Annotated in this window: 23 protein-coding genes; 12 read left to right on the forward strand and 11 right to left on the reverse strand. The window is 35.4% G+C overall.

Features of this window, described 5'->3' with window-relative positions; translation table 11 throughout:
• Positions 1–47 precede the first annotated feature (47 nt).
• Positions 48–263: a hypothetical protein gene (locus ABES03_RS23080; RefSeq protein ID WP_430121113.1), complete on the forward strand. Its 216-nt coding sequence runs from the start codon at positions 48–50 to the stop codon at positions 261–263.
• Between the two features lie 58 nt (positions 264–321).
• Here ABES03_RS23080 and ABES03_RS23085 read toward each other — a convergent pair whose 3' ends face one another.
• Complete coding sequence (locus tag ABES03_RS23085; protein WP_430121115.1) at positions 322–450, reverse strand: hypothetical protein; 129 nt, start codon at positions 448–450, stop codon at positions 322–324.
• Positions 451–706: 256 nt separating this feature from the next.
• Here ABES03_RS23085 and ABES03_RS23090 point away from each other — a divergent pair, with 256 nt between their 5' ends.
• Both ABES03_RS23090 and ABES03_RS23095 read left to right on the forward strand, forming a co-directional pair.
• Positions 707–1,243 (forward strand): cytochrome c oxidase subunit II, encoded by a 537-nt coding sequence (locus ABES03_RS23090; RefSeq protein WP_430121117.1) that lies wholly within the window; start codon positions 707–709, stop codon positions 1,241–1,243.
• A gap of 1 nt (position 1,244) precedes the next feature.
• On the forward strand, positions 1,245–2,711 hold the full coding sequence (locus ABES03_RS23095) for a cbb3-type cytochrome c oxidase subunit I (protein ID WP_430121119.1): 1,467 nt from the start codon (positions 1,245–1,247) through the stop codon (positions 2,709–2,711).
• Between the two features lie 233 nt (positions 2,712–2,944).
• On the opposite strand, the gene ABES03_RS23100 is transcribed toward ABES03_RS23095, so the two are convergent.
• Both ABES03_RS23100 and ABES03_RS23105 read right to left on the reverse strand, forming a co-directional pair.
• Positions 2,945–4,105 carry a cation:proton antiporter gene (locus ABES03_RS23100; protein WP_430121121.1) on the reverse strand — a complete coding sequence of 387 codons (1,161 nt, stop codon included), beginning with the start codon at positions 4,103–4,105 and terminating at the stop codon, positions 2,945–2,947.
• Between the two features lie 187 nt (positions 4,106–4,292).
• Positions 4,293–7,700 carry a hypothetical protein gene (locus tag ABES03_RS23105; RefSeq protein WP_430121123.1) on the reverse strand — a complete coding sequence of 1,136 codons (3,408 nt, stop codon included), beginning with the start codon at positions 7,698–7,700 and terminating at the stop codon, positions 4,293–4,295.
• A gap of 210 nt (positions 7,701–7,910) precedes the next feature.
• Between ABES03_RS23105 and ABES03_RS23110 the strand changes: the two genes are divergently transcribed.
• A complete protein-coding gene (locus ABES03_RS23110; protein WP_430121125.1) occupies positions 7,911–8,393 on the forward strand; it encodes a hypothetical protein in 483 nt (160 codons plus the stop codon).
• 48 nt (positions 8,394–8,441) lie between these two features.
• Here ABES03_RS23110 and ABES03_RS23115 read toward each other — a convergent pair whose 3' ends face one another.
• Both ABES03_RS23115 and ABES03_RS23120 read right to left on the reverse strand, forming a co-directional pair.
• On the reverse strand, positions 8,442–8,954 hold the full coding sequence (locus ABES03_RS23115) for an HD domain-containing protein (protein WP_430121127.1): 513 nt from the start codon (positions 8,952–8,954) through the stop codon (positions 8,442–8,444).
• A gap of 110 nt (positions 8,955–9,064) precedes the next feature.
• On the reverse strand, positions 9,065–11,023 hold the full coding sequence (locus ABES03_RS23120) for an LTA synthase family protein (RefSeq protein ID WP_430121129.1): 1,959 nt from the start codon (positions 11,021–11,023) through the stop codon (positions 9,065–9,067).
• 440 nt (positions 11,024–11,463) lie between these two features.
• Between ABES03_RS23120 and ABES03_RS23125 the strand changes: the two genes are divergently transcribed.
• The 3 genes from ABES03_RS23125 to ABES03_RS23135 all read left to right on the forward strand — a co-directional run bounded on the left by ABES03_RS23125 (position 11,464) and on the right by ABES03_RS23135 (position 13,812).
• Positions 11,464–11,652: a hypothetical protein gene (locus tag ABES03_RS23125; RefSeq protein ID WP_430121131.1), complete on the forward strand. Its 189-nt coding sequence runs from the start codon at positions 11,464–11,466 to the stop codon at positions 11,650–11,652.
• A gap of 141 nt (positions 11,653–11,793) precedes the next feature.
• Positions 11,794–11,973, forward strand: coding sequence for a small, acid-soluble spore protein, H family (locus ABES03_RS23130; RefSeq protein WP_430121133.1), 180 nt, complete (start codon positions 11,794–11,796; stop codon positions 11,971–11,973).
• A 159-nt stretch (positions 11,974–12,132) separates the two neighbouring features.
• On the forward strand, positions 12,133–13,812 hold the full coding sequence (locus tag ABES03_RS23135) for a putative bifunctional diguanylate cyclase/phosphodiesterase (protein WP_430121135.1): 1,680 nt from the start codon (positions 12,133–12,135) through the stop codon (positions 13,810–13,812).
• A gap of 44 nt (positions 13,813–13,856) precedes the next feature.
• Here the strand turns inward: ABES03_RS23135 and ABES03_RS23140 are convergent, their stop codons facing one another.
• From ABES03_RS23140 to ABES03_RS23150, 3 genes are all read right to left on the reverse strand, one after another.
• The gene (locus tag ABES03_RS23140; RefSeq protein WP_430121137.1) at positions 13,857–15,002 is read right to left on the reverse strand and encodes an acyl-CoA dehydrogenase family protein; all 1,146 of its coding nucleotides are present in this window, start codon (positions 15,000–15,002) and stop codon (positions 13,857–13,859) included.
• 117 nt (positions 15,003–15,119) lie between these two features.
• On the reverse strand, positions 15,120–15,671 hold the full coding sequence (gene sigX, locus ABES03_RS23145) for an RNA polymerase sigma factor SigX (protein ID WP_430121139.1): 552 nt from the start codon (positions 15,669–15,671) through the stop codon (positions 15,120–15,122).
• A 112-nt stretch (positions 15,672–15,783) separates the two neighbouring features.
• Entirely contained in the window at positions 15,784–16,437 is a 654-nt protein-coding gene (locus tag ABES03_RS23150; RefSeq protein ID WP_430121141.1) for a potassium channel family protein, read from the reverse strand.
• A 283-nt stretch (positions 16,438–16,720) separates the two neighbouring features.
• Here ABES03_RS23150 and ABES03_RS23155 point away from each other — a divergent pair, with 283 nt between their 5' ends.
• Both ABES03_RS23155 and ABES03_RS23160 read left to right on the forward strand, forming a co-directional pair.
• The gene (locus ABES03_RS23155; protein ID WP_430121143.1) at positions 16,721–18,214 is read left to right on the forward strand and encodes an MFS transporter; all 1,494 of its coding nucleotides are present in this window, start codon (positions 16,721–16,723) and stop codon (positions 18,212–18,214) included.
• Positions 18,215–18,438: 224 nt separating this feature from the next.
• The gene (locus ABES03_RS23160; RefSeq protein ID WP_430121145.1) at positions 18,439–19,740 is read left to right on the forward strand and encodes a NarK family nitrate/nitrite MFS transporter; all 1,302 of its coding nucleotides are present in this window, start codon (positions 18,439–18,441) and stop codon (positions 19,738–19,740) included.
• A gap of 53 nt (positions 19,741–19,793) precedes the next feature.
• Here ABES03_RS23160 and ABES03_RS23165 read toward each other — a convergent pair whose 3' ends face one another.
• From ABES03_RS23165 to ABES03_RS23175, 3 genes are all read right to left on the reverse strand, one after another.
• On the reverse strand, positions 19,794–20,639 hold the full coding sequence (locus ABES03_RS23165) for a LysM peptidoglycan-binding domain-containing protein (protein ID WP_430121147.1): 846 nt from the start codon (positions 20,637–20,639) through the stop codon (positions 19,794–19,796).
• A gap of 243 nt (positions 20,640–20,882) precedes the next feature.
• Complete coding sequence (gene fdhF / locus ABES03_RS23170; protein WP_430121149.1) at positions 20,883–22,940, reverse strand: formate dehydrogenase subunit alpha; 2,058 nt, start codon at positions 22,938–22,940, stop codon at positions 20,883–20,885.
• A 145-nt stretch (positions 22,941–23,085) separates the two neighbouring features.
• On the reverse strand, positions 23,086–25,239 hold the full coding sequence (locus ABES03_RS23175) for a PAS domain S-box protein (RefSeq protein WP_430121151.1): 2,154 nt from the start codon (positions 25,237–25,239) through the stop codon (positions 23,086–23,088).
• 298 nt (positions 25,240–25,537) lie between these two features.
• On the opposite strand from ABES03_RS23175, the gene yhfH reads away from it, so the two are divergent.
• From yhfH to ABES03_RS23190, 3 genes are all read left to right on the forward strand, one after another.
• Positions 25,538–25,672, forward strand: coding sequence for a protein YhfH (yhfH, locus tag ABES03_RS23180; protein ID WP_307287180.1), 135 nt, complete (start codon positions 25,538–25,540; stop codon positions 25,670–25,672).
• A 114-nt stretch (positions 25,673–25,786) separates the two neighbouring features.
• Entirely contained in the window at positions 25,787–25,954 is a 168-nt protein-coding gene (locus ABES03_RS23185; RefSeq protein ID WP_430121153.1) for a hypothetical protein, read from the forward strand.
• A 16-nt stretch (positions 25,955–25,970) separates the two neighbouring features.
• Entirely contained in the window at positions 25,971–26,222 is a 252-nt protein-coding gene (locus ABES03_RS23190; protein ID WP_430121155.1) for a transcriptional regulator SplA domain-containing protein, read from the forward strand.
• Positions 26,223–26,265: the final 43 nt, after the last annotated feature.

A 26,265-nucleotide genomic window follows, 5' to 3' on the forward strand; every position in this document is an offset into this window, starting at 1 on the left:
GCTATGGTGATAGTGAGAGGGCGTTAAACTATAAGGATCCAAATTAATTGGCTATCTTAAAGAACAGTGTTAATTTTTATACCCTGATGATTGGAGCGGAAGGCACGAAGACTCCTGTGGGAGTATGGTTCAGGGGAGACCCCGCAGGCGCATGCGCCGAGGAGGCTCGCCGAAACACCCACGGAAAGCGAAGTGCCTGGAGCGGAAATCAACAGGCAAGTTTAACAGAGGCTAATTTAAAAATAAAAATGCCTTCTATCTAAATAGAAGGCTTTAGTGAATATATATAAGATTATGAGTGGAGAAACAAAAATATGTGTTTTACCAATCGCGAGTATTCTCAAGTAATTGATCTATCTCAACAGTGTGTACTTTATTTCCATTTTTCTCAGATGTTAGACCCGAAGTAGCTTCTAGTAATTTGTCGATATCAATAATAACGATTCCCATATCTAACCTCCATGAAATTTTGTTTTGAACCTATCGTTGGTCCCTTTACCAAATGATTCGACCATCCTCTATTAAACATGGGGGTCGTTTAATTAAAAATCAAAACTCCATTTGAACAAGCCTTTACTATAGATCACTTGAAAGGTATGATAAATTTCACTATTTTTTCACAAAAAGGGGTTTACAATGGGATTTGGAATCAGACAAGTAGTTGGGGGACTTCTTGTTTGATATTCATATAACGGGAGGGGATTTTATGTACCAATCTATTGCGTGGTACGCTACCTTATTTTTCGTATTCCTCTTAGCACTTGCTTTTTCTTTTGTGTACGGGGAATCGAGAAAATTTAAAGAGTATGGACCAATTCAAGAAAAAGGCTACAAGATACGTAAGTTCTACTTTCTTGGGTTACTAGCTGTAATGGGTTTTGCTTCAGCGATGTCACTAAGCAAGCTTCCTTACCATGATCAGCATGCACATGCTGAAGCAAATGGTAAAGTTGTTGATGTGACAGGAATGCAGTTTAGCTGGATTTTAAGCAATGAGGACTTTGTAGTTGGAGAGCCTATACAGTTTCGTGTGACTAGTAAAGATGTAACACATGGTTTTGGACTTTATGATAGTGATCTTAAGCTAATTGCACAAACACAAGCTATGCCAGATTATACTAATACTGTTTCGATTACATTTGAAAAGCCAGGAACATATAAAATCCTATGCTTAGAGTATTGCAGTACGGGTCATCATGTAATGATGAAGGATATCATTGTTAAACCGAAAGGAGGTAAATAAAATGGGGAATTCGTCTAGAAATTACATAAAAAAAGGCGTGTCGTTATCCTTACTTGTTACCTCTGTCGTACTGGTACTTATGATGACTTTTGGCGTCATGATGTTATTAAATCAAGGAAATGTATTAAAAATTTCATCACAATTATTTTATAAAATTATGACCGTACACGGAACAGGAATGGTTGGTATTGCAGCTTTAGGTGGAAGCGCAATCATGTGGTATTTTTTATCAAAGTATATTCACTTAAATCATAAGGTGTTTTTTGCAAACCTCATCTTATCTTTGATCGGTGTCGTAATGATTCTTACAGCCATTTTTGTCTTTAATTTTTCAGATGGATGGACCTTTCTTTACCCACTTCCATCCTTCTCAGCGAAGATTAATGGAACAACTGGTGCTTTACTATTTCTTTTTGGTCTTCTCATTTTAGGTGTTGGTTATTTGGTCATGTATTTTTATTTAGCCGCTAGACTTATAAAAGAATTTGGAGGTTTAGGTAAATCACTTGGTTGGGATTATATTTTCAGAGGAAAAAAAGGATACGGGCCACCTGCTGCAGTGGTTGCGACAACAATGGTCATTATCGCAAATTCTACAGGCATTCTTGCAGGAGCTACTGCATTGGTAGAATCAATCTTAAATATCATAAATCCTAATTTGACCTTTGATCCGATGTTAGCAAAGCATCTAACCTATGCTTTCGGTCATATTTTTGCCAATTGCACTATCTATATGGCGGTTATAGCTGTATATGAAATCTTATCAGAGTATACAGGACGTCCGTGGAAATCAAATAAAGCTTTTTTGATTGCATGGAACTTCTCAACGTTATTCACGTTAATGATTTATACTCATCATTTATTAATGGACTTTGCAGTACCAAAATGGATGTTAATCATCGGTCAAATTTTTTCATATGCAAATGGTTTACCGGTAATGGTTGTTACCGCATACGGAGCATTAATGATCATATTTCGTTCTGCTGTTAAATGGGATTTTGCATCAAGTATGATGTTTTTAGCTATGTTCGGATGGGTGGCTGGTGCGGTTCCTGCTATTATAGACGCGACTATTGTTGTAAACCACGTTATGCATAATACTAAATGGGTTCCTGGACATTTCCACACTTACATGGGCATGGGTGTAGTTGCCATGATTTTCGGATTTATGTATTACTTTAATAAAACAGAAGGTACACAAAAGCAAACTGGGCTTGATAAATTTGCGATTTCAATTTACTTCTTTTTCTTTACTGGAATTGCTGGCTCGTTTCTTTACGCAGGAAAAATAAGTGCCCCACGACGGTGGGCTGAACATTTACCAGAATGGACCGGTTCAGACCAAGTGGGAGCCCTTTGTGGTATCTTTGTCATTGTAGCCTCAATTATTTTTACCATCAGATTTTTCAATGGATTAAAAACGGTTGGTAAGCAAACAGACATCACTATTTCAAAAGCTGCCTCGTAAAAAAGTAGTAAAAAAATCCAGCCAATAGACTCTGGCTGGATTTGTTATTGTTTAGAAAATTATAAAAAGGTACTAGTGTGTATAACTGAACTAGCTGTCTGAATCTAGCTCCAGCACCTAGCCCCTCGGGTAAAATAACCTTCGGCAAGAAAAGTCAAAAGGCAGACTTTTCCCGCCGAAGAACATTTGCCTGTCGGGGCTGAACGGGGCGCTTTCGCCTTTTGTTCTTGTCCTCAAGCAGATGGCTTCATTTCTCTCACATCAGAACGTGGATTAAAAAAGTATTTCATCATTGGTGGAGTAACTATAGTAGTTATTAGGACGACAATAACCAAGATTGAAAAAAGTTCTTGGTTAATTAACTTGGTTTCAAGCCCGATTGTCGCAATAATTAATGCGACTTCTCCACGTGAGACCATTGCAGCCCCAATCCCAAGAGAGCTTCTCAAAGAAAACTTCGCCATTCTTGCTCCTATAGCCGATCCAACCAATTTAGTTAAAATCGCTAGTACACTTAGCCCAATGATAAGACCTATGTGTTGAGTGATTCCATCAAAGCTTGCCTTTACGCCGATGGAAGTAAAGAAAACAGGTACGAAAATAGAATAGCCAATTGTCTCTACCTTTTCAAAAATTTCATGCTTGTAATTGGTCACACTTATAGCTACTCCAGCAATATACGCACCTATAATTGCTGCAACACCTGTTAATTCGGCAACATAGGCATACAAAAAGCAAATAATTAGTGCGGCTGAAATGAGAGATTCAGTTACCTTTAACGGAGCAAATTTCTTAAGGACCCACGGAACAATCTTCCAAGCTACTAAAATAGCTCCTCCAAAGAATAGGACCTTTTTAATAATGACCATACTTAAGTTGACGTCTCCACCTGCCATACTCATTAAAAACGCTAATGCGATAATGACAAGAACATCATCGATTACCGCTGCACCCAAAATGGTTATTCCTTCTTTCGACTGCATCTTATTTAACTCTTTAAGAGCTTGAACAGAGATACTTACACTTGTAGCTGAGAGTAATAAGCCTAAAAACATGGCCTCAATGTTCGTCATGTTCATTATGATTCCTGCTATATATCCTACAAACAAGGGTACAACTATCCCACTTACACCTACTAATGCTGAAGCTTTCCCAGATCGTTTGAATTCATTAACATCTGTCTCTAGTCCAGCTATAAACATTAATAAAATGACACCTATTTGACTTATTTCTTCTAAAGTTTTTGTTTCTGAGACAAGTCCTAGCACAGCTGGACCTAAAAGGATTCCAATCAACAACTTACCTAAAACGGATGGCTGACCTAATTTTACACTTATGTCCCCTGCTAATTTAGAGGCAAGTAGAATAATTGCTAATTCGAAAATTAATTCCATAATATCACCTTTCCTTTTCTGAAAATTAAAAAGAGTCTGTTTATTTGTAAACAGACTCTTTCCTTAAAACACAAAAAAGTCTGTCAAACCAAAGGACATAGATATCCCTTGGTGACAGACTCCTCCAAGTACAACAGTTATTTAATTAATTTCATTATATCAAACTTTTTTAAGTTAATCAACCTACTTAATCCCATTGCTTAATCTTATCAATCACCCTTTGCTTCAAGAAGGTGATAAAGGTTGATTCTCCTTTATGAATTTTTTGTTTATGCCATTCATTAAAGCTTGCTATCGTTATTAAAATTAGCCCGGTAATTAGTAAATAGAACCACCATGGCATGTTGCCCCAATACGGTCTTGTTTGGAGAAATACATTTAAAAGCAGGACCCCTGCTCCCACAAAGAAATAAGATTTTATTTGTAGGAACATCCCAGCGATCATCGATAGTAAGGAAAGGGAACCAATAATGATGGCATCATAAATTGTATTGCTTGCTAATCCATCCTGTATTAATAAAATTGACACAATAATTAATACTGTCCATTGTATGATTCTCGTCAACTCTGAAAAGCGTCCTTTTAAAGTTCTTCGAATAAAAATGACCAAAATAATAAAAGGAAGTACACGCACTTCTCGATCCCATAAAGGTGGGATATTTAATTCATTTATTATTGCATAATATGGTTGAAGTAAATATGTACCCCCAAGAATTGACAGCACATAGGAAACAGCTGCGGGTACTCTTCTCCTTTGCAACCATATCGTTAGTGCAATTAGAATTCCAGGTAACGCATCACTCCAAAAATATTGATTCTCCAGAAAGTACATACACCCAAAATATAAAAACGATACGAATGTGTATCCATCTAACTTTATTTCATGGATTTTTTTACCATTTTTAAATAGCTTTTTGTAAATTATTTGACCACTTAGAGTCATGATTATTCCTAATACGCCTAATAGAAGCATTTTAAACAAATTATCCATTTCAGAAAGGAAAACAAATTCCACAGTTGCTACAAATATTAAAAAAAGTGGTATAACGCCTAAAATATCCCACTGAATCTTGTGTAAATAAATCACAAGTAAGATTACATAGACACACGTTACTAGAAAAGGAACCAAGACAAATGGGTAGGTCGAAAGCATACCTGTAATACCAATAATGGAGAACGGGACGAAAAAATACATAGTACGCTTTTTATATAGTTCATTGGTGAGATGTATGAAAATGAAGATGATTCCGCTGGTAATCGGGAATTCATACAACCCATAATAATGATTTAGAAAGGTGTTTAATCCTGTTGATACAACAACAAAGAAGGATAGGAAACACGCATAAAGAGATACTTTGATACCCCATTCCTTCGAAGCAACCCTGGTACTTAATGCGTATACCAAGGTAGCCACCATAAAACTGAAAATGGCATCAGATTGGTAAGCAATCAATGTAAAAGCAAGGGCTAATGGAAACAAAATATGCCCAGTCAATGAAAATGCACTTGCTAAGTTCTGGTCCTTTATTCTGTAAAGAAAGGCAATGAACAACAAGAGGACTGAACTGATTGACGGGATTAATGAATCGACAACTCTAGCAAATGGAATAGTTGCATTTATGGCTTGAATAATTGAAAAATAAGTTAGTAATGTTGTCCCACTGATTGTATATGGAATCCAGTTTGTTTGAACTTTTTTATATAGATAGCCATACATTCCAATTCCCGCTACTAATACAAGAGGCTGCACCCATAATTCATTAATAGGATTCATAAATGCATGGAAAATGGCTATGGTATAAAGGACTGGTGCAACGTAAAGAGATTTTATGTTTATTTCCATTTCACCTATTCTATTCCATACAAATCTGGACAATAAGACAAAAATGGCACCAGCTGCAAAATTAACTGCATAACCGTACTCTTCATAATAAACAGTAGAGTTAGAACATAACTCCTCACCAAAAGCGACAACTGACAAACCTAGTGAGGATGGTAATATCCATACAAATAGTCCCTGTAATAATATTCTTTTTTCCTTTTTATATAGGAGATAGGCAGCTACCACTAGCAGGAGGAGAATAACCCCTAATTCCCACCAGAAAAAGAAAGCGACTGCGGCCAACATGGCAACCCCTATAATAGCTAAACCCACATCTCTGGAGGCAATTTGAATGATTGTTAAGTACTTGGATAATGGTGCAAGCCCAAATACTGTCAATAAAATAAATCCTGTAAGTGAAAGAGCTAACGAAAAGTTGATCATGTACAACGATTGAGCGCAATATGAAATAGCCTCGTAAATGCCCGTTGCAACAAAAACTGAACTTAAATAAGGAAATAACCATCTTGGGTTATTATAGGAGAGATATGCAAAATTGATTGCAATAATAAAATACGCTAGCATAAGTATAATAGAAGGTTCTCCAGCTCTAAGTAGAATTCCTTCTAAACTAATATAAATATAGGCAAACCCTGATATCACTGCACTTGTATAATGAAAGACCTTTTCTAACTTAAATTTCCCATCAAGAGTCTTTGGAACAAACATTATACCAAAACCAATCAAAGCGTAGAAAACTTCTCCGAAATAGTCAAGGAAGCTATGTTCAATTAATTGATATGCCCCATAAACAATTAATACACTGAAAATAAAATGATATTCCTTTTTTCCACTGACATACATCATTGATAAATATATGATTGCTGTCAGGAATAGATTGAAGCTATAAATAACTTCATTATTAAAAATAAAAAGCATAAAAAATGTGCAAAGAACAAGATTAACCTGTACATATGGAACAAATTCTTTTGTAAATAATTTTATGGATTCAGTGTTCTTTATCCGATGGTATACAAATATAAGGACAGCATTAAAAATCATCATACCAAAATAGAAAAAATCAATTTCTAACTTGACACCTGCTAATAAAAATGCCATCCCAGCAGAAAATGATACATATGTGAACCACACAAACAATCTTGAACCTAGTTTCATCGCAAAGAGTATGTAAATAAAAATAGGCAACAAACTTCCGAGCATTCCGAGAAGGTATCGCCCTTCTCCAGAAATGGATAAATAGGACCCTAAAAGGCCGAACCATCCCAGAGACAGAATAAAGATTGGTAAGAACAAGCTACCTAAGACAATAAAGGCAAAGGCCGTTTTATCTATATGTAAGATTCGTTTCGCTAAGAAAGCAATCCCATAAAAAACTAGCGCAACAATAGCGATCGACCCGCTCTTCATAAAGCTTGTCATTGACTCCCAATTACTCGTTGCGACAAACAAGCCTCCTATTAACAGGAAAATTACACCCATATTTAATGACCAGGTAATATTTCTTTCGCGAATCTCTTCTGGAGTTAGTGACTTTTTCACTTTTGGTGGTTTGGCTGGTACCTTTTGTTGAATAGGTGTACTTATTTCTGACACTTGCTTAATAGCCTCTGATTCTAACAAATCCAAATGATATTGATGATGGGCTTTCGCCACAGTTCCCACAATATCATCTGATAAATAACCCTCATCTTTTAAAGTGAATAGCTCTTGTCTAAATATTTTTCTTTTTTCATCTCTTGTAATAGGATCCAATTGATTCCCCCCATTTCAACCTCCCTATAAACAACATAAGTATATAGGAATCCCTAATTTTTCCTTTAGTGTAATTTTACACTACTTTTTGAATATTTTCCAATATATTCTCAAAAAATAAAATGTACCGTTAAATATTAAAAAAGTTTTACCTTTAACCAATAAATCTGTATGATTAAAAATATGTGAATTAACTAATGGAGGAAATGCATGCTTACATTTAATGAAAAATTAGCTATTATCGAATCTTTCCCTGAATTAGAAAGAAAGAATGTTTCTTTAGGAAGAATCAATTTTCAGTACCCAAATAGTATCTCTGATAAGAAGAATATTGTTTATCATTTACATCCAAATGGGAATGGCTTTATATATGCAGGACATTTAGATCAATATGATACAGACGAAAAAGGTTTGGTCAATATTCGTGATTTTACAAGTAATCAGCTGCGCGAGATTTTAAAGGATTCTATACAAAGGTTATCACCAAATGAAAAAATTGAATTTGAGGAAGCAATCATAGGGGATTCGAATGACGAGGAACGCTGGGTAGATAGTGAAAACAATCAGCTAATAGTGATAAATGAAAATGATGCCTGGAATATTTACTTTGGGTTGAATCTTGATAATAGCTTCGATACCTATGAGGAAGCGGTAGAATTTTTGAAAGAAGAAGGATTTTCACGTAAGGGTTAAAACAAGGAACAAAGGTCTGTGCTTGGACAATTTAAGCACAGACCTTTTTTAATCGTATTCCCTATCAATCATTTGATCTAAACGAAGAATACTTTGTTTTGCTCGTTCGAAATCAATTGTTCGATAATGATGAAGACCACCTTCTTCTTCATCCTTTTCGTCTGCCCATTTTACAATCTGCTGAAGTGGGGTTCGCACAATATCGTTTGAAGGCAAAAAGGAGTCAGTATGGAATAGTATGGAAAGTGCAACAGCTTTCGCTTTAATCGGGTTTTCACCAAGTCGAATTAAAAGCTTATGAGCTCTTTCTGCCCCCTTAATGGCATGTATATCATTTTGTTTATACAAATCGTAATCCCATTTTCCATTTTTATACCAAGTATAATGTCCCATATCATGGAGTAGTCCTGCTTTTACAGCAATATCCACATCCTGTTGATGCTCCTTTGCTAAATGGAAAGCATGATAGGCAACAGCAATTGCATGGGCAAGCCCAGAACGATTCAAATATTTTTGGGCGATATGATGGTTAAATATATTTAATAGGGTGACGTCTCTCATGTGATCCCTCCTTACTTTTGCAATATAGTATATTTTATTTAGTATATGAGAATCAACAATTCCTTGTTAATTTTATAAAAAAAGAGAGAAGAATAATCTTCTCTCTTTGGTTAATTGTTTTCAGATGTTTTTACCGTTTTGCTTCCTTTTGGCCCTAAATATTCGTAGTCATTAGGATTGATTGGTGTGTAGCCTTGTGGTTTATAGAAGCGTAAAAGGTCTTTATAAACTATTTCATCAGACATTTGAAGTTCTGTATTCACTTTTTCACCAATAGCCTTACAAGCATCATTGTTATCTAACAGGTCACCCGTTTCAAATGAATAACACTTTTCATTGATTTGAATGGCATCTGATGAAACAAAGTCACCATTTCTAAATGTAGCCCAATTGCGGTGTTCTTTCGATAATAAATCAGAACCAAACTCCATGTAATCCTTGGTATCTATCCCAAGTAAATGAAGAAGCGTCGGACGAACGTCTACTTCACCACCGATTTGCTTTTGAACTCCACCTTTAACACCTGGAACATGAATAAACAATGGTACACGCTGTAATTTCGCATTTATTGCTGGAGTTATTTCGTCGACTCCAAGTACTTTTGCCATCGCATCATTGTGGTTTTCGGAAATACCATAGTGATCTCCATACATAACGATTACGGTATTATCATATAGACCAGATGCTTTTAAATCATTAAAGAACTGCTCAAAGGATTGGTCCATATAATGCGCAGATTGGAAATATTGGTTAACAACTGTATCTCCGTAATCTCCTGCAGGGAAATCAGTATCTTCCGTATCCATTTCAAATGGGAAATGGTTTGATAATGAGATAAACTTCGTGTAAAACGGCTGTTTCATATTTTCAAGAATTGGCATCGATTCCTTAAAGAAAGGCTTATCCTTCATACCATAATTCTTGGTATTTTCATCTGACATACTATAGTACTCTGCATCGTAGAATTGATCATATCCCAACGCTTTATACATGACATTTCGATTCCAGAAAGTTTTATAATTACCGTGGAATACGGCTGAATTATAACCATATCCTTTTAAAATAGCTGGAGCGGCTTGAAAAGTATTCTGAGCTTTATTAACAAACACAGCACCTTGAGCCATTGGATATAAAGAGTTTTCCATCAGGAATTCAGCATCTGATGTTTTTCCCTGCCCTGTTTGATGGAAGAAATTTTCAAAGTAAAAAGTATTGTTATCATGCGCTAGAGAGTTCAAGAACGGTGTAACTTCCTGACCATCAGGCATTTTATAATCAATCATAAAGCTTTGGAATGACTCCATTGAAATATATATAACGTTCATTCCTTTTGCCTTACCAAAATAAGTTGGATTTGGAGCTGCATAATTTGCTTTTCGGTAGTTCTCTACCTCAGTAATATCACTGCTGTCTGCTAATGCACGCTGAGATGATGACTTAATGTTTTGAATCACGTCATATATGGTAAAGTTATAGGCACCTAAATATTTAACTAAATAGTTGCGGTCAAAAGATCTTGTAAGAAGCTGAGGACGATCTTTTTCAGCTAAACCAAGATTAAATAAGAAGGTAGTGATTGAAAATAACAGAACAATCTTAAACGACTTTCTGTTTGAAACTGTTACTTTTTTGAAAACTGTTAACGCAAGAGCAACCAAGATAAACATATCTGTAAAATAAAACACATCAAATGGGGACATTAAAGACAGTGCACTATCACCAAGCTGTCCAGCATTTGTTTTAGTTTGCATTAATACAGGTACTGTTATGAAGTCATTAAAAAACCGATAATATGCAATATTTGCATATAATAAGAAGGACAAAAGGAAGTTTATGATAATCATGACCAACTTTGTCCTTTTCTTAAATAATAGTGCAATTCCAAAGAAGAAAAGGGCCGAACTAAGTGGGTTTATCAGTAATAAGAATTTCTGTAAGCTATTATCAATTCCAAGGTTAAATTCAATTTGATAAGCTGCATAAGTTTTAATCCAAAATAATACTACAGCAATAGCAAAAAATGTAATATGGCTATTTTTAAATTTTATAGGCAGTCTTATTTTATTCATTTCTCTACTCTCCTCTCACTTACCAATCATGCTCTGGTAAACGAACCTCAATTACTATATCATACTTTCTATAAAAATAAAAACATAAATTATGCCATTTTATGTATTATTTAACTCAATAATTTACGCCATTATTTTAACGATTTCGACATTATATCTAAAATCTAAAATCCTTGGCTGTTATACCCATTATTTGATTTTCCCTTTTATCTTTATGTTAGTCTCATGTTGGACATGACTCTTTTTCGTTTATCATTTATATATGACGAATGAAACTGTTAATGGTTTCACAATTTTTTCGTTTTCTTTAAAACAGATTCTTAATCTTTTCATAATTAACCGTTTGTACGATTAAGAGGAATCATTTCTACATATAATAAACCTTAAACAGTTAAGTAAGCAATATGAATTTAGACTTATCTTTTTAGGGGGATTGAAACATGCCTAGAATTAGGCCTGAATTTACAAAAAGTCAATTTTTTGTTGATGAACCTGGAAATTGGCATTTAAAACCGGGTGCTCCAAAGGAATTGAAAGAGGAATTAGAGAATTATTTGTCCAGTTTAGAGGATGTGGATGAACCTGGAACAGTAAATGGAATACAAATTGACTATCCTTACTATCATTAATTATTCTTAAATGGAGAGTCTAATACAGTCCTACATTATATAATAGAAGAAAACGGTTACATCCAGCATCTATTAAAACCTTGATAACGTTTAAAACCTACTTTTTTTCATATTAATGTATTAAATAAAGGAGTGAATTCAATGAATGTTAATCGCGTGAAACAAATATTATCATCCTCAGCAGATATTGAAGTTAAATATAATGGTACCTCAGTCTGGATTGATCAATTAAATGAAGACGGTAGAACGGCTACAGTTCACTTAAGAGGACCACTTGAAGAAAGATCTACTGTTGAAATTGGAGAGTTAGTAGAAGAATAGAACATAATGTCACCTGGTTTCAACTAGGTGACATTTTTCATTTCGGTATCTTATTAAGAATTTATGAACTTTTTCGTATATTTATTGTCATATGAAATGAACTAGTTCTATTATTAAAATATAATGTTAAAGGAATTTTATGGGAGTGTATGTCGAAAAATGACAATTAATAAGCGATGGTTTACCATTATCCTCATTTACCTAATTCCCCTTCTCTTAGATCAAACCAATCAATCTGAAGAACTCATTTGGCTTATCTATATTTTCCCTTCTGTATGGCTTGCCTTCTATTACGGCTTAAAGGGCGGATTACATGCTGCATTCTTTGGAACCTTGATTCATGGTACAAATGAATTTATTGAAATCATTTGCAAACATAATATTTATTCAATAAAGGAAATTTGGAGTATTACCATAATTACCCTTGTTAATATCACAGTAGCAATTACCATTGGAAGGTTAGTTGATAAATTAAAATCCGAGCAGCATTCTTTGCAAAAAGTAATCGCTAAAATGGAGTATATGGCCTATCACGATTATTTAACCGGATTACCCAACCGATGGAATTTTGAGATGAAATTAAAAACTGCCTTAGAAAAAGCAGCTAGGATAAATTCATTAGTTGCCGTACTTTTCCTCGATTTGGACAGATTTAAATTAATAAATGATAGTTTAGGCCACGCTGTTGGAGATCAATTATTAAAGGACGTTTCAAAGCGGATCCAACTCACAGTTAAGGATGAGGACTGTCTTGCGCGACAAGGTGGGGACGAGTTCATTTTATTTTTAACTGGTTCCTACACTAAAAAAGGGATTGAATCTATTGTATCGACCATCCATCAGTCCATACAATTGCCTTTTAAAATTAAAAATCAAGAATATTTTATTTCTTCAAGTATTGGGATCAGTATATACCCAACTAACGGATTGGTATGGGATGATTTAATTCAACAGGCAGACATCGCCATGTATACAGCTAAAGAAAATGGCGGGAATGGCTATCAATGGTATAACAGTGATATGCAACAAGAAATCCATGATTTGGTTAAAATTGAAACGCAACTTAGGAAGGCATTACACCAGAACGAATTCACTTTAAACTATCAGCCTTTGGTTGATATTAAGGATGGAAGGATTTTTGGATTTGAAGCACTCATTCGATGGAACAATGCCGATTTAGGTATGATTCCACCCTCAGATTTCATCTCTCTCGCTGAAGAAATAGGTATGATTAGTCAGCTTGGTGAATGGGTGTTAAAAGAAGCATGTATAAAAGCAAAAACTTTTTCTAAAATTTGCCGGGAACCTATTCAAATCGCTGTTAATATCTCTTCGAAACAATTTCAAGAAGAAAACTTTGTAGAAATTGTTCAACATGCACTATTAGAAACAAAACTTCCCCCTTTCCAGTTAGAACTTGAGATAACCGAAAGTGTTTCTATGGATAATATTGACTTGGTTATTTCAAAACTTAATTCATTAAAAGAGATGGGTATTAGTATTTCCATTGATGATTTTGGTACGGGGTATTCTTCAATCAGTTATTTGAAATATCTTCCTGTTAATACATTGAAAATTGACCGTTCCTTCGTACAAAATATGTTAAATAACACAAAAGATAGGGCAGTAGTGGAAAGTGTCATCTCTTTAGCAAAAAGCTTCGGTTTTAATGTAATCGCAGAGGGTGTTGAGACAGAGGAACAATTAGATTTATTAAAATCCTTCGAATGTGGTTATGCTCAAGGATATTTATTCTCAGCGCCACTTCCGATGAAAGATTTATATAGACTTTTTGAAGAAAACAAGAAAAAAATTAATGCCATTGAATATGTATCTTAAACTTGTATAATAACCAGCCGCTGGATGAACGGCTGGTTTTATTACTAATTGACAGTACTATATTTAGCAAGTATTTGAATTGTTGCATCGTCCATAGGAGGATTATGAAGTCCTGCTCTAACATCACGATAATACCTTTGTAACGGATTACTGATTGACAAGCTTCTCGCACCAACTATTCTCATAGCTAAATCGACCACTGAAATAGCTGTATTAGTAACAGTTAATTTGGCAGCTCCTAATATTGGCCCCATCTTGCTCCTCTCCACTTCATTTGAAATGTCCCATTGTTTAGCTACTCCGTATAGAAAATATTCTGCTTGCATTAACTGTAGTTCTATTTCACCTATTTTTTGTTGTATGTTTGGTAATTCTATAATTGCCCCAGTAATACTATTTGGAGTATATTCTTTTGCAAATTCAAGCGCATAACGCTTGGCTGCTTTGGCGATACCAAGATAACAGGCAGGTATATGGAGAAGCCACCCGTTTGCCCTCTTCCCTTCAGTGACCAGTGTTTCAACAAGAAACTCTTTTGGCACAACTACATCTTCAAGAATTAAATCATGGCTTCCTGTTCCCCTTAAGGATATACTGTCCCACGTTTCATCAATTTTCACTCCCTTTGTACCGCGGGGGATAAGAAAATTTCCTATGTCATCGGAATCTTTTATGGCAGCAGAAACTATAAAATAATCAAGAACGGGCGACATGGTAGTAAAAGTTTTCCTTCCACTAATGACCCAGTTTTGACCTCTTGTTTCTGCTCTAGTTTCTGGTTTACCACCTCTAGTCGGACTCCCTGTTTTTGGTTCTGTTGCAGCGCTATTTATTAAAGCACCATTTTTTACACGTTCACAAAGATATTTAAACATGCTCTCTTTCCATGAGTTCTTTTCATGAAGATTTAATATAATCCCCATGTGCCATCCGATTGAAAGCGCTGTGGCACCGTCACCCTCTGCTATTATTTCCTGTAAGCGAATGAATTCATAAAGAGATATTTCCATTCCCTCATATTTAGTTGGCATTGTCAGAGTTGTATAGCCCGCATCTTTTAAATCCTGGATGTTTTCAAATGGAAAACTTCCTTCTACATCTACCTGGTGCGCCCTTGTTAGAAATTTTTTTGAAAGATTTCTCATGAGCTCCAATCGCTCTTCCATTGTCTCAACCGTTCGAAAGTCCACTTCATTCCCTCCCATACTATTTTAAAAGGTATATTTATATTTACATTACCATAAAATTCTCGTTGGGCTGGTTTAAAGCTACAAAAAAATAAAAAGCAATCAATGTATGAATGCTTTTTAGGAAATATAAATATGTTCGTCACAAAATTCTTTTTCCTCTATCGTTACTTCCTCCATTAATTTTTTAATCTTTTTTAATGCACGATGTTGGGTGGTCTTCACTTTGCTCTCTGACCATTCGAGTGCTATAGCGGTTTCACTAATTGACATGGACTGGATATATCTCAAAATTAATACCAATCGATACTCAATCGAACATTTATCTAAACAAGAATAGAGCAAATGGATTTGTTCGTTTTGAAGGGAAATTTCCTCAGGCAACGGTGATAAATCTTTAAATTCATTTTTATTCCAATCAAACGAACTAATAATTCTTTTTTTCCAGCCTGAATTCTTGCGAAAGGAATCAATGGCAACATGCCGGGCAATAGAGAATAGCCAAGTTTTTTCACTGCTCTTTCCTTGAAAGGTCCCATAAGATTTGAATATTCGTATATATACTTCCTGTAAGAGGTCTTCAGCTTGTTCACGGCTATTGACCAAATAATATAAAAAAGAAAATAGGTCCTGATGATATTTTTCATAGAGCTCCTCAAATTGACCTGACACAAATTTCGCCTCCTTTCAATGCATAAGGCGAAATTTGACTATTAAAAGTTACACTCCAGGGATAAATTTAATCTCAATGTAAAAATTCGAGATACTTGCAATATATATAAAATCATTCTAAATTTGCAAATCTTTCTAGATCCCGGTTTTCTCCTATCACAACTAATACATCACCATGATTAATAATCTTATCTGGCGAAGGAGATATATTAATCTCATCCTCATGCCTGATAGCTATTACACTTAAATTAAACTTAGCTCTTATGTCTAACTCTCTTAAAGTTTTTTCAATCATGTTTTCAGGTATTTTCACTTCTTCGACACTATAGTTTTTAGAAATCTCAATGAAATTTAATACTTTAGGTGATAGTAACTGATGGGCAACTCGTACACCCATATCTCTCTCAGGAAATACAACCCAATCAGCTCCAACCTTGTCTAAAACCTGTCCATGAAGCTTATTTAAGGCTTTAGCAATTACCCTTTTTACTCCCAGTTCCTTTAAAAGTAAAACCGTGAGTATGCTTGCTTGTATATCGTTTCCTATAGCCACTACAACGGTATCGAAATTTCGTATGCCAATAGATTTTAATGCCTCTGCATCTGTTGAGTCGGCAATAACAGCATGAGTAACAGAAGAATGCGAATCATCCACTCGTTCCTCATTTACATCGACACCTAACACTTCTTGTCCAGATTCGAATAACTTTTGGGCAATACTTATTCCAAATCTACCTAAACCAATAACTGCGTATTGATTAGCCATTTACAAGTCCCTCCTTGAACCCAACCTAAGAACATAAAAAAATAGGTTATTTATACTACTTTTACCCTTGGAGGAATAAAATATTTTGCTCTTTTTTTTAATGGACAAAAAAATGACAAGTAAATTTTATTTATCAAAGGCCCATTATGTGTCATACCTCACTGTATTATTTAAAAAAGTGTTCTATAATACTGAAGAAAATTTTTCCATACCTGTAGAATATGTAAGTAAGACAATATGTTTTGGCAATAATAATATGACATGGGAGTTAAGGGGGATAAAAATGAAGCAAGGAACAAAACAACTTTTTATTCAAACGGGAAGTCTTGTCGCAGGATTTATGGTTTGGGTGCTCATATCTTCACTAATGCCTTTTATAAAGGCAGATATACCGCTCTCATCCACTGAAATCGCATGGGCAACAGCGGTACCGGTTATACTCGGGTCACTCCTTAGGGTTCCAATTGGTTATTGGACCAATCGCTATGGAGCACGAATACTATTCACAATTAGCTTTATCGTTTTGCTGATTCCTATTGTAATTGTTAGTTACGCAAATTCATTATTCATGCTAATACTTGGTGGTTTTATGCTTGGTATCGGCGGAGCAGTGTTTTCCATTGGTGTTACTTCTCTTCCTAAATACTATGAAAAAGCTAGGCATGGTTTCATAAATGGAATTTATGGAGCAGGAAACATTGGTACAGCTATTACCTCCTTTTCAGCACCAGTACTAGCCAACATGTATGGTTGGAGAACTACCGTAAAGATTTTTTTAGTTATCGTGTTGATCTTTACAGTAATCAATTTCTTATTTGGAGATAGGAAAGAAAAGAGAGTAAACAATTCCTTATCTAACCAAGTAAAAGAAGTTTATAAAAATCCTAAACTTTGGTTTTTAAGTTTATTTTATTTTATAACGTTTGGTTCTTTTGTGGCGTTCACGATATACTTACCGTCCTTCTTAGTCAATCATTTTGAACTAGATAAAGTTGACGCTGGTTTACGTACAGCTGGTTTTATAGCACTTGCAACTTTTTTTAGACCAGTAGGAGGATGGCTGGGAGATAAAATTAATCCTTTCCTAATCCTAATGGCGGTTTTTTTCAGTTTAACCTTTGCAGGATTTCTACTGTCATTTACCCCATCCTTACCTATTTATTCTTTTGGGTGTTTATTAGTTGCTTTCTTTGCTGGCATTGGTAATGGTGCAATTTTTAAGCTTGTACCATTGTATTTTTCAAAGCAGGCAGGCATAGTAAATGGGATTGTTGCAGCAATGGGAGGATTAGGGGGTTTCTTCCCTCCAATCATTCTTACTATCCTATTTGATTGGACTGGTCATTACGCAATTGGATTTATGTCACTTTCCGAGTTTTCTCTTGCAAGTTTAGTCATTGTTGTTTGGCTATACTATCAAGATAAACTAGATATTTCAGCAAAAATCGTAAACCATGCTGTTGACGGTATTTGCGTTACAGATATAAATGGAATTATTCAGAGCGTAAATCCGGCTTTTACAAGAATTACGGGTTTTAGTGAGGACGAAGTAGTTGGGAAGACACCTAGTGTCCTTCAATCTGGCGAACATGACAATGAATTTTATAAGCAAATGTGGAATGTTTTAAGGACAGAAGGATTTTGGGAAGGGTATATTTGGAATAAACGCAAAAATAATGAGATTTATAAAGAATGGTTAACTATTACTGCAATTAAAGATGATGTGGGGGAAACAAAAAATTACGTTGGAATGTTCAATGAAGAGAAAGAATCGTAACTTACTATATGAAATAAGCTGAGAGATCTTCAAAGATGAAGGTCTCTTTTTTTTGCGTGATAAATTTTACAACTTTTTGTCAAACGAACTGAGTTCACAGTTCCTTCACTATTTTTGTGACGAACATCACAAAAATCATGTTACCATGTGTCTTATAGTAATAACACAAGGAACAACATAACATTTGTTAATTAATTAGATTGGAAATATAGGAGGAAAAAATTATGGCTCGAATTAATTATTGGAATCCAGAAGATGAAAAGTTCTGGAATGCAGAAGGAAAAAAACATGCAAAAAGAAATTTATGGATCTCAGTCCCGTCTTTGATGCTTGCATTTATCGTTTGGCAAATATGGTCAGTTGTAGCTGTCAGACTTAACGATATTGGCTTTCAGTTTACAGAAGAACAATTATTCACACTTGCTGCTATCCCGGGCCTTGTTGGTGCGACACTTCGCTTTGTTTATACTTTTGCTGTTGGGTCTTTTGGTGGTAAAAACTGGACAGTGATTTCAACAGGAATCTTAGCCATACCGGCAATCGGTATTGGTTTTGCAGTCCAAAATCCTGATACACCATTTTCAATCATGCTCCTACTAGCAGCCCTTTGTGGTCTTGGCGGAGGAAGCTTTTCATCTTCTTCAGCAAACATTAGTTTCTTCTTTCCTAAAAAAGAGAAAGGAACTGCACTTGGAATTAATGGCGGCTTAGGAAATATGGGTGTATCTGTCGTACAGTTTGTCACACCATTAATTATTACATCAGGCACTTTTGCACTTGTTGGTAATAAACAAGTTTTAGCAAATGGTCAAGAAGTATGGTTACAAAATGCTGCGTTTATCTGGGTCATTCCCATAGTCATCATGACACTTTTAGCAATGTTTAAAATGGATAATGTTCCAGGAGCAAAGCAGTCCGTTGCCGATCAATTTGTAGTTGTAAAACGGAAGCACACTTGGATTATGACAGCACTTTATGTAGCTACCTTTGGTTCATTTATTGGTTACTCAGCTGCATTCCCACTTTTATTAAAGTCTCAATTTCCGGAACACATTTCACTTGCCTTCCTTGGTGCATTAGTGGCTGCTGCAGCAAGACCTGTTGGCGGCTGGATGGCTGATAAAATTGGCGGTGCAAAGGTAACGGCTTATGTCTTAATAATAATGGGAATTGGTGCAGCAGGTGTTATCTACTTCTTAAATGGCAAACAATTTGCTGGATTCTTAATTGCTTTCTTAGTTCTTTTCCTTGCATCTGGAATCGGCTCAGGCTCTACGTTCCAAATGATTCCAAACATTTTTATTCCAAAAGAGGCAGCACCTGTAATCGGTTTTTCTGCAGCATTTGCAGCATATGGTTCATTCTTTATTCCTAAGTTATTTGGATGGTCTGTTAAAGCGACTGGAACACCTGTTACTGCGTTCTACTTCTTTATCGGATTCTATGTTATCGCATATGGTTTGAACTGGTTCTTCTATCAAAGAAAAACAGTTGCAGCCAAAACACTAGTAAAACAAGCCGGTTAATCCGGCTTGTTTTTTACAATAAAAAAAACTGCCATATTCGGCAGTTTTTTGTTTTAGTCTAATATTTTTACTTTTATTTCCTTCCTACCCCATTCAAGTGCTTTTTCTTCTGAGGGGATAAACACGTCAATTCTGTTTCCTTTGATTGCTCCACCTGTATCTGAAGCGATGGCTTCTCCATATCCCTCAACCAGAACTTTACTTCCAAGTGGAATGACAGAGGGGTCAACTGCAATTACCTTAGCACCAGGGTTAGCATTTAAATCGAGTCCTGTTGCAGTAGTTCCGCTACACCCTTCACACGATGCAGTATATGCAGTAGCCTTAACAGTAATTTCCTTCGAATTTTCCTCGGCTTTTGTTGTAACCGGAACTTCAGGTTTACTAGCAACATTTGTTGAAGCAGCCTTCACTTTTGTGTCCTCGCTCATAGAAGTGTCAGATTCTTTAGTAGCAACCGCTGGAGCTTTCGAGACCACTGGAGCTTTCGAGACCACTGGAGTTTTGGCTGGTTCAACCATCTTCCCAGTAGAAAAGTTATTTATTTCATCATAGATTACTAATTGTAATCCCGGATGAATCAGATCAGTATTTAATTTATTCCATTCTTTAATCATTGCAACCGATACTTGATATTCCTTTGCAATATCCCAGAGTGTATCATCCTTCACTACTGTGTATTGCTTTTCAGTTGCAATCGTTAATACATCTCCAGGGTGAATAAGGTCAGTAGAAAGGTGATTCCACTTTTGAATGTTTTCGACAGATGTATTATGTACACGTGAAAGATCCCATAAGGTATCCCCATCCTGTACAGTTAACTCTGCCGCTTGTACATTAGCACCTACAGTTCCTGAGAGTGCAACAACTGCAATAAAAGTTTTAATTTTTTTTATCATTTTTTTACCTCCCATGTTCTTTCGCAGCTAACTTTAATCATCTTAACATGAAATTTTCTAATCCAAAGAACAGGGGCATGTTAATTCGTTTACAAGGATGGCAGTTATATTACAATAACATTTCTAATTACCCGAACCACATATTTATTTTGAAATCATTTCCTATACTGGTATTAATTTCACCTTTTATAAAAAAAATAATAGTGCAAGGTATCCCCTGCACTATTTTACTAAAATATTCTTTTATACCTTTGATATAGAAACAGCACATGCTTTATATTCAGCTGTTCCAGAAATTGGGTCATACTCATTTAAGGTTAATACATTTGTTGGTGTTTCACTCCAATGGAAACTCATAAAAACAAGACCGGGAACCACTTGATCGGTTACCTTCGCCTTTACCTCGAGTTCACCTCTTCGAGATCGAACCTGAACAATCTCTCCATCCGAAATTCCAAGTCTATTTGCATCTTCTGGATGGATATCGACTGTCTCTTCTGTTTGCTTCACTTTTACTCCAGAAGCATAGTAGCGTGTTTGAGTGTGGGTATTATATGACTCATAGCGCCGCCCAGTTGTTAGCGTAAAAGGATATTCATTATCTGGTAGCTCTAAAGGCTCTGTATAATCTACAGGCACGAATGGCGCTTTTTTCACCACAGGGTTTTGTTGATGAAACCTCTCATGCATAACAAATGTACCTGGATGAGTTTCATCTGGACAAGGATAATGAAGACTATACTCATTTTCCAGTCTCTCATAAGAAATTCCACCGTACATTTCCCATGCTAGTCTTCTTATTTCATTCCAAATTTCCTCACTATTTTCATAGTGCATAGAATAACCCATTAGGGTAGACAGTTCACAAAGTATTTCCCAGTCTTCTTTCGTATTAGGGTGTGCCTCAACAGCTTTCCGAACGCGTTGGATTCTTCTATCTGTATTCGTATAGGTTCCTTCTACTTCTCCCCAGGATCGGGCAGGTAAAACAACATCAGCTAATTTTGCTGTTTCTGTTAAGAAAATATCTTGAACTATTAATAAATCAAGCTTTTTAAAGATTTCTTTTGTATGGTTCATATGAACATCAGCTTGGATTGGATTTTCTCCAATGACATAAAGTGCCTTTAACTCCCCCATCTCTAAACGGTCAAAGGTACGTGTTTGCGTGTCACCAGCCTGTGGATTCAGAACTACGTTCCATTCCTTTTCAAAACGTGCTCTGAACTCCATATTTGCAAGACTTAATGCTCCAGTCAATTGGTTTGGTAGACAGCCCATATCACCGGCACCTTGGACATTATTTTGCCCCCTAAGCGGCATAATTCCTGTACCCTGTTTACCAATATTACCTGTTAGTAAGGCTAAATTCGCAATATCAAATACATTATTTACACCACAATGGTGTTCAGTAATTCCCAATGTATATGCAATCATGGAACCATTCGATGCAGCATATTCTCTAGCGGTCGCTGTAATATCCTCTGCTTTTACCCCGGTAATTGCAGCAGCATATTCAGGAGTGTACGGATCCACCTGTTTTTTTAATTTTTCAAAATCAATAGTAAACTGCTCGATAAACGCTGGATCATATAGATTTTCTTCCAAAATAACTCGTATAAAGGCATTTATTAGAGCAATGTCAGAACCTACATTGATTTGTAAGTGGCGATGAGCCACTTTTACCATATCTATTTTCCTTGGATCTATTACAATTATCTTTAACCCCGACTTTGCTGCTTTCTTGATTCGATTGGCAATAATAGGATGTGCTTCTGTTGTGTTTGAACCCATTAGAAGTAAAACTTCTGCCTTTTCAAAGTCTTCTAGAGTATTTGTTGGGAAACCGCTTCCAAAAACAGTTGCCAGACCGGCAACGCTAGGAGCATGTCACGTTCGGTTACAACCATCAATATTGTTACTATTTATAACTGTCCTCATAAACTTTTGTGTAATAAAATTGGATTCATTTGTACTTCTCGCACAGGCAAACATGCTAATAGCATTTGAGCCCCAAGTATTTTTGATTCGATTTAGATTTTTGGCAATGTATTGATAGGCTTCTTCCCAAGTTGTTTCCACCAGCTTACCTGCTTTTCGGATGAGTGGCGATGTTAACCTATTCTTCGCATGTACATATTCATAGGCAAACGCACCTTTTACACATGTTTGCCCCTTATTTACAGGTGCTTCCTTGTCACCTCGTATTTTCATTATTTTATTGTCCTGAACCTCTAGAACTAAGCCACAACCTGTACCACAATAGCCGCATATTGTTTTAACAAAGTTTGGTTCCCCCACGTTCTTTCCTCCCTTACAATCATTATTACCTATATAACTATATTAATCTATTTATTCCATTTGTAGCTTTCCTTTTTTATGAAAATTATGGCTTTTTTTCGACGGAATCAAATGAAATAAAAAAAACGAGAGGAGTGCTCTCGTTTTAAGCAGTTTTTGCTGGTAATAAAATATTAAAGGTTGTTCCTTTATTAGGCTCACTTTCAACAAACACTTTACCATTATGGCTTTCAATAATCTTAAAACTTACCATTAAGCCTAATCCGTTGCCATTCTTTTTCGTAGTGAAAAATGGCTCCCCTAGCTTCTTTAATTTCTCTTTAGAGATTCCAACCCCTGAGTCTTGAATGGAAATTTGTACATTATTTTCATGTATGATGGTCTTAACATGCAGGTCTCCACCATTCGGCATGGCTTCAATTCCATTTTTAATAAAGTTTAAGAACACTTGTTTTAAGCGATTTTCATCACATTCAATTTGAATAATCTCTTGATTACAGTCAAAGGACAAGTGGACATTTTTCTTTCTAGCTTCAAATTCAAGTAATGAAACTACATTTTTTATAACAGGAACAACATTCTTTTCTTCCAATTCTACTGCCTTTGGTTTGGCTAATACCATGAAGTCTTCAACAATGGTATTGACCCTTTCAATTTCATCAAGAATAATATTCAGGAATTCCATTCGTTCAGGATCTTTTTCATCTAACTGTAAGAATTCTGCATATCCTTTCATGGATGTGAGAGGGTTTCGAATTTCATGTGCAACTCCAGCAGCCAATTGACCCACTGCTGCGAGCTTATCCTGACGATGTAGAACTTCTTCCGTTTTCTTTCGCTCAGTAATGTCATTTCGAATCGCAAGATACTGATAGGGCTTGCCATGTTCATTTAAAAACGGAACAATAGTTGTGTCTACCCAATAATATGTCCCATCTTTCGCTTTATTCCTGATTTCACCCTTCCATACTCTTCCTTCACCAATAGTTCTCCAAAGATTTTTGAAGAAGTCTTTAGAATGGTATCCAGAATTCAGGATATTATGGTCCCTCCCAATAATTTCCTCACGGCTGTATTTAGATATTTCGCAGAACTTATCATTGACATTTGTAATGATTCCTTTTGCGTCTGTAAAGGCTACAATAGAGGATTGATCCAAAGCAAATTTTATATCATTAATTTCTTTAATTGTTTCTTTTAGATGCTCTTCTGCTTGTTTTCTATTGGTGATATCAGATCTAATCGCAATATATTGAACTGGTTTCCCTTTTGAATTCAGGAACGGAACAATAGTCGTATCGACCCAATAAAAAGAACCATCCTTAGCTTTATTACGAATTTCCCCCCGCCAAATTTGGCCTGATTGAATGGTTTTCCATAAATTTTTAAAGAAATCTTTTGAATGATATCCAGAATTTAATATTCGGTGATTTTTCCCAAGAATTTCTTCCTTTTTGTACTTTGAAATCTCTTCGAATTTATCATTCACATAAATAATAGTTCCATGTGGATCAGTTATAGCAACAATGGCAGCAGCGTCAAGTGCGGCCTTAATATCTTTTAAATTAGTATCTGTTGTAGCTAATTGTTTACTTATTAGTGCACTTGAAATGATGAGTCCCCCAATGATCAGAACCGCAACAAATAATACTAAATAAATAAAAAAAGGACTATCCGTACTTGACCCTTTAACTACTTCACTAGTGGTAATCGTGGCCCTTTTTAAAAGAAAATGCCCTTGAGCAATTGCAGCAGAGATAATGATTGCACTTATTGGTTTTAACCAAACCTGATTACTGTTGTTATAGCTTTTTGTGGAGTAAAGGATCCAAAAGGAAAATAAAAATAATCCAAATATTAACAAAACTGAAAACAAGTATAGTAAAAAATTATATTTAATGCTTACATTCATAGCATATAAACTAATAACCTGGACTGCCAGCACAGCAAACGTCAAAAATGTGCTACCTACAATTAGATGGTAGTATCCAATTGATTTTCCAAAAAACGAAAGGAAGGCCATTCCTGTAAACGCAATTCCAATAAAAATAGAAAGAATAGTAAGTGGAATATGGTAACTAGCGAATCTATTTGTATCAGCAGCAATATGTCCAATAAAATTCATGATCCATATTCCAATTCCCATGGAAAATGTACCACCAAGAAAAAGCAGTCTTTTATTTCGGTCAGTCGACCTGATTAAGGTGAACATATCTAAAGCTGTATATGATGCCATTATGGTTAATCCGATAGCAATAATAATAAAATAAGGATGAAAAGTTCCAATCATCACATTCATTAACCAGCATCCCCCCAATTTCTACATTTTATTTCTACTATGATTGTAATGTAATCAATAAAGTTATGGAAGTATTATTTATTAATCAAGAACCATTTCTCCTTATTTTAACCCTTAATTTCTTGTCCATGACAATAACTATTCTCACCTTTTAAAAGGGATTTGTGATAAAAGACTTATTTTTATAAAATTTTCTGTTTTTTTAAAAAAAAGTCTACACAAATTCTTATTTTTTGTTTATACTGTACTATAACAAGACGGTTATTAAAAAACTGTACTAATAAAGGAGGAGTTTTAAATGTTAATGAGTCCGGTGGAGTTTTTCCGTAATTTACCTAAGAAGGAATGTTCAGAGTGTGGTCAGCATATGGAGGAGCAGGCTGAAAGTTATTTTATGGAATGTGACCACTGTTTAGCGAAAAAAGAAGAGTAGTTGTAAAACTCTCCAATTATTGGAGAGTTTTTTATTTGTTTCCGTTTCGTAAATATTTAGGCAGGGATAATCTGTTATAACATAGCAAATGCTTTATGTAAGGAGATGATGTCATTGACCAAAAATGAAGATAAGATAACAGCTTCAAACAATACTATTGGGTCTACAATTCCAAAAAAAAAATATGTAGCGGGAGAATCGGTGGATGAGCATACATTCTTTGAAGAAGCCAACATTATCCTAACTGGTGATGAAATTCTGCAGCAAAATGAAAATCTTTAAAGGAAGGTTATTATAAATGAGTTATCTCGATATAAATAACGCAAAACCAGGCGATGAAGTCTACGTCATATATCGAAATCCACATGTTCCCTCGGTAGCAAATGTAAAGGCTGCCGAAATTGTTCAGCATCCAAAAGACCCTAATGCATTGGCTTTATTTTTAAATGAGACTTTCCATGTCATTGAAGATGATGACGCGTTATTTTCAACCTCCGAAGCAGCACAACAGGCTTATGATGATCATTTCTTTAGTTCTTACGATGAATAAAAGACTGTCCCATTGCTGTGACAGTCTTTTTTCCATCAGGTTT

Source organism: Neobacillus rhizosphaerae (assembly GCF_050477885.1).
GTDB classification, from domain to species: Bacteria; Bacillota; Bacilli; order Bacillales; family Cytobacillaceae; genus Neobacillus; species Neobacillus rhizosphaerae_A.